Genomic DNA, 2,352 nt, shown 5'->3' with positions numbered 1-2,352 from the left:
CTGCCTACCGTGGCAGGGGCTGACCGAGCAGAATGGTCTCCAGCAAACGGATCACCGTCTCCTGCGGACTGATTCCATGGTCACCGAAGGTGCGCCCGAGGTCGACCACGAGGCTGAAGGCCGCGTGCACGAGGATCCGGGCCTCGCCGATGGACAGGTCCGGCCTCGCTTCCACCACCAACTTCGCCCATTCGGTGATGATCAGCTGCTGGAGATGGCGCAGGGTCACCTGATCGGGTTGGTCTACATGGCTGAACTCGGCGTAGTAGACGAAGGTCAGCGCGCGCTCGGCGAACGAGCCGGAGACATAGAGCTCGATCAGTGTGCCGAGTGCTTCGGCCGGAGTGTCCGCGGCGGCTGTCGCGGGTGCGATCGCTCCCGATACCCGGTCGGCGGCGCGCCGGAACGCGGCTACCAACAGGTCGCTCTTGCTGCGGTAGTAGCGGTACACCGCCGATGCGGCCGACAGATCCGCGGCGGCGGCGATGTCTTCCATGCTGACATTCGGATAGCCGCGCTCGTGGAACAGCTCGACAGCCTTGCCCAGCAGCAGATCATGTTTGAACGGCTGCGGTTGCTCGCCCCTCGAACCGGCAGTCTTGGTGCTGTCGTGTCCGCTGAGATCAGCGTCGATCAACGTCCAGCTGGTCGCATGGAGCAGCCGGGCGAGGGCCTTCACCGGAATGGTGGCGTGGTGGTCGCCGATGCTGCTCGCCACGGCAAAGATCGAGACTGCGCGAACCGCCCGGTCTCGACCGTCCAACTCGGGTCGTACCTCGCCGATCAGCTTGCGCAGCGTGGCGATCGCCGCGGCGAATTGATCGGTGAACTCCTGAAGATCGGCCGGCTCGAGATAGCGGCGCTCCCAGCGAGCCAGCGCCACGGTCGGCCGATTGGCGATGGTCAAGCCGATGATGGCGTCGAGCACATGATCGACGCGCCGGCGCGGCTCCCAGTCGACGGCCTCGGCGGGCAGCTCGACCGCGCCGACAGCGATCCCGGACAATCGCAGAAGTTCCTCCCGGAACAGTGCGTATTTGCTCGGAAAGTGCCGATACAGCGCGGTGGAACTGATGTCGAGGCGCCGTGCGATGTCGTCCATGCTGACACCGTGGTATCCGTGCGCGCCGAAGGCGGCGGCCGATTCTGCCGCGATCTGGGCACGACGATTCTTCGGCCTGCGCCTGACTTGGCGAGTCGGCGCATCCGCGGGGGATTCGTCTGCCTGGCTGCTCGTCGTCTTACCCTTTGTTCCGCGCGGGGACAGTGAGTTCCCGATGATCTTGCCTGTCATGCTATCGCCTGGCGGCGTGAGGTCGATCCGCCGGACCGCGTCATGGGGCGGGAGGCGAGGTCAACGGGGAGTTCACCTTCTCGACGAGCCAGCGGCCGTCGTCATTGTGCAGGTTGAACACCATCGACAGCTGACTCGGCTTGGGCTTGTGCTCGGTACCCAGGCTCGAGATGGTCGTTCCGATCACCACGATCGCCTCAGCGGAGTTCTCGTCGCCGGAGCGCAGCGCGCACTGGGTATCGGTCACCTTCGAGATGACCTCACCCTGGGTGAGGGCGTCGCGCAGCTCGGTGCTGGTGGATTCGAACTGTTTCTTCCAGTCACCCGTCGCGCCCGCGAGGACAGCCTTGAAGTAGGTGTCGAGGCTCTTGCTGTCGTAGTCGGCCAAGGCCGGCGCGTAGTGGCACGCGGCCTCGCGGGCCTGCTGTTGGGCCGCGAGGAGATCGGTGCTGTTCTTGTTCTCCACGAACAGGAACACCGAGGTCGCCACCGAGGCGCCGAGGACGATCGCGGTGGCACCGCGCAGGCCGAGAGTTCTGCGGTCCATCGCCCACCACTTGGCCTCGGTGGCCTTCGCATCGACTGTGTCCGCGAGACCTTCCGATGGTGCTGTGCTGGTGGATGTTTCGTCGCTGGTCATAGCTTTTCGTGCTCCTTATCTTGGTGCGGGCACCGAGGGCTGGGACAGTTCGTCACCGGTCACACCGGGCGGCGGTCCCGCACCGTTGTCGGGGCCGGCGGGTCGTGGTGCGTTCGCCGACCCACGGACCTGCAGCGCTGGGTTATCGGTGACGCAGTAGTTGTAGAGGCGCACCCTGGTATCGGCGGTGGCCTGTGTCGGCAGGATCGGAACAGTGTCGTAGTCGCAGGTCGGTCGCGGCCACGGATCCACGAGGGTGAAGAAGGCGTTGTCGTGGGCGGGGATCCCGACCGCCTCGGAGAAGCGGCTCAAGGTGGGAAACAGCAGCTCGATCGCGGGTTGACGCAATTTGGCTGCGCAGCATCCGGCCGGTGGAGTAGATGCCCGAATTGCACGATGAGAGTGCCGCGGTGAGCAG

General features: G+C 65.5%; 3 protein-coding genes. All 3 read right to left on the bottom strand.

From position 1 onward, the window contains the following. Nucleotides 1–4: 4 nt before the first annotated feature. Genes ACFWF3_RS32585 through ACFWF3_RS32575 form a run of 3 tightly spaced genes read right to left on the bottom strand, consistent with a single transcriptional unit; the run spans nucleotide 5 to nucleotide 2,282 of the window. A complete protein-coding gene (locus ACFWF3_RS32585; RefSeq protein ID WP_379317697.1) occupies nucleotides 5–1,294 on the bottom strand; it encodes a TetR/AcrR family transcriptional regulator in 1,290 nt (429 codons plus the stop codon). Nucleotides 1,295–1,334: 40 nt separating this feature from the next. Beyond that, entirely contained in the window at nucleotides 1,335–1,934 is a 600-nt protein-coding gene (locus tag ACFWF3_RS32580) for a hypothetical protein (RefSeq protein WP_379317695.1), read from the bottom strand. Between the two features lie 15 nt (nucleotides 1,935–1,949). Then, a complete protein-coding gene (locus tag ACFWF3_RS32575; RefSeq protein WP_379317699.1) occupies nucleotides 1,950–2,282 on the bottom strand; it encodes a hypothetical protein in 333 nt (110 codons plus the stop codon). Between the last annotated feature and the right edge of the window lie 70 nt (nucleotides 2,283–2,352).

This window comes from Nocardia sp. NPDC060220 (genome assembly GCF_042727815.1).
Lineage (GTDB): Bacteria > Actinomycetota > Actinomycetes > Mycobacteriales > Mycobacteriaceae > Nocardia.
Note: the sequence above shows the minus strand (reverse complement) of the source record. Positions and strands in the feature narration are given on the sequence as shown.